We start from the raw sequence: 2,564 nt of genomic DNA, 5'->3' as shown, positions 1-2,564 counted from the left end.
GATCGATGGGCGGCATCCAGGCTGTACCGGGAACCATGTGCGGAGTGGCTGCAACAATGCGGTACCCGGACTGTGCATAGGTCCTTGCCATCTGCATACTTTCGGCAGCGGTTTCCGCTCCGTCGTCCAGGTCGTGCAGGATATGACAGTGTAAATCGATCATTTAGGGATCTACTGGATAGGCGTTGGTGAGAATTGGCGATAATCGCTTTCAATTCAGCATTCGATGTTGGACGTTCGTTGTTCGACGTTAATCGTTTTTCTTGGTTGTGTACAAGCACTGAGGACAGCCATCAAAACAACGAAATACAGGCAATTGGCAGGAATCTGAAGGTTGAAATCAAATAAGCCGTGCACGCTCATCGAAATAATTCCGCTGAAGGCACCCACGGCTAAATAAAAACGCAGGGGGTCCCTTCTATAATCGAGTTGTTTGATGCGTCGAGCGCTCTTTCCAATGAAAATGAAAAAACCACTTATGACCGCAAAAAATCCAATCCAGCCAGTCTCAATCAGAACCTGAAGATAGTCATTGTGGGCATGAAGAACGGTTTTGTCTGAGGTCAAGGATTGGTTGTATACTTGGAACACATTAGCATAGTTTCCTAAACCTATACCCAGCGGGTGGTCCGCGATAATCGGCAGGCTATCCCGCCAGATATCCATTCGCGAACCGCTGTCGGCACCAAGGGTTAAAAATCGCTGAAAAATAGGTCCGACGCCGATAGTCATCGTGTAAATGCACAGCAGAAGGATGACGCCGCCCATCAATACACGGGTATGCAAGGCCAAGGCTTTCATTCCGGTGCGTGCCAGGATCGAAAATGCCAGAAAGCCCACAAGCCCGCTGACGATACCGGCCCGTGAGCGGCTGAAAATCAAGGCCAGCAGAATAACGATGATGCCCATTGCCATCAGCGCCTGCCGGTTGAGTCTGTCGGATGCCAGCACTTCCTTCAACGAGTAAACCCGACCGGTCATTGCCAGCGTGATGCCCAATGCCAGCGGCCAGATCATCCCCATAAATGCCGCAAAGCTGTTGCGGTTGATAAACGTGCCGCGAGCAGTTCCGAGGTAGTCTTGGATATAATCGACCCACAGCACACCCATTGACGGTACCAGCGCTTGAATCAACCCGTATACCGCCTCCAGCAGGCCGATCCCGATCATTATGTATACAACACGTTTGAGTGTCTTTCGTTCGGTGCAGAGATACCGTACCACGAAAAAGAAAAGTCCCAGGCTGAGTAGAAACACCCACCAGGATAGTCCAGGCTTTGACAAATAGCTGGCCGTTTCCCAGGTCGGGGTGCTGCCGTTCAACGCCCATGCACGGGAAAGGATCTCAGCGCGAGTGTGACTGAGAAAAGAAAGGGCCGGGTGCGGAAAAGGAATGCACAGAAACAGCGTCCAGATATAAAATATGGCAACCGATTTTTTAAAAAGACGGAGTGGAGGTAAAACAGGCTGGTCAAGCGTGGACCACAAATAAAGGATGAATACAGCGATCATCAGCAGGCAATACAGCGACCACACCCACGGTTGAACAGCGGCGAAAAGGATGGGTATGGTTCCGATGATAAAAAGAGACAGGATTTCAAGGACAGTCATACAGTGTTTCAGTATACATTGACAGGTTAAAGACTGCTTTTTTAGACACTTTTAATGGGAAATTGATTTACATGGTAAAGCCACGAGAAATAGCGTGGGTTCATCCAACGTGATCATTACATCCTTAAACGCAACCTTCCTCATGTAATAATTGATCTACCAACCTCTGAACCCTGAACCTTTGAACCCCTGAACGTTTAATTTTTCTAAATCGCATTCTTCCAGGCTTCCCGATTAAAAAAAGTCAGAAAAACAATTTTTAAGTCGAGCCACAGACTCCAATTTTCAAGATAGTAGAGGTCATTTTCAATTCTTCTATGAATCGATGTATTTCCCCGCCACCCATTGGCTTGGGCCAGACCGGTGATGCCTGATTTGACCCGATGGCGGATTCGGTAATTGGGAATTTCCATGCTGAATTTTTCGACAAAATGCTCCCGCTCTGGCCGGGGGCCGACGATGCTCATGTCACCCACCAGAACATTCCACAGCTGCGGCAGTTCATCCAGGTTGGTTTGTCGCAGCATTTTTCCGATAGGCGTCACCCGCTTGTCATCGGGTATTGTCCAGGTCGTATCTGAATCCAGCCTTGATTGTACGGTCATGCTCCTGAACTTGACCAAGGTAAATTCTGCGTTGTTGTTGCCGATTCGTTTTTGTCTGAACAAGATCGGGCCTGGCGAGGTCGTCTTGATGGCAAGTGCAACAACCAATAAGATCGGAGAAAGGATGAGAAGCCCGGCAGATGAAACGATAACATCGAAGGACCGCTTAATGATGCGGTTGCTGAAGATGCTGAGGGGTTCGTTGCGAACGGCAATCACGGGGATATCGCCAAGGCTGTTGAGAACCGTCCATTTGGGGATGATGTTGTAAAAGTCCGGCACAATGCAGAACCGCACGCCTTCAATTTCGCACCGTTCAACAATGCGCTTGATGGCATGCACTTCGCT

Annotated in this window: 3 protein-coding genes; all 3 read right to left on the bottom strand. The window is 49.1% G+C overall.

Annotation, left to right across the window (positions count from 1 at the left end; translation table 11 throughout):
- Positions 1 to 163, bottom strand: a 163-nt coding sequence (locus ABYV26_RS24340) for a CpsB/CapC family capsule biosynthesis tyrosine phosphatase (RefSeq protein WP_372683939.1), incomplete at its 3' end; no start/stop codon positions are given.
- A 53-nt stretch (positions 164 to 216) separates the two neighbouring features.
- Positions 217 to 1,611, bottom strand: coding sequence for an O-antigen ligase family protein (locus ABYV26_RS24335; RefSeq protein ID WP_372683938.1), 1,395 nt, complete (start codon positions 1,609 to 1,611; stop codon positions 217 to 219).
- A gap of 206 nt (positions 1,612 to 1,817) precedes the next feature.
- Positions 1,818 to 2,564, bottom strand: a 747-nt coding sequence (locus ABYV26_RS24330) for an exopolysaccharide biosynthesis polyprenyl glycosylphosphotransferase (RefSeq protein ID WP_372683937.1), incomplete at its 5' end; no start/stop codon positions are given.

The sequence above is a fragment of the Desulfosarcina sp. genome (assembly GCF_041551955.1).
Lineage (GTDB): Bacteria > Desulfobacterota > Desulfobacteria > Desulfobacterales > Desulfosarcinaceae > Desulfosarcina.
The sequence above is the reverse complement of the archived record's forward strand: the minus strand, read 5'-3'. Positions and strand labels throughout refer to the sequence as shown.

What these genes read in the sequence shown, in the direction of transcription:
- ABYV26_RS24335 (WP_372683938.1), bottom strand. Translation starts at nt 1,611, where the DNA reads ATGACTGTCCTTGAAATCCTGTCTCTTTTTATCATCGGAACCATACCC.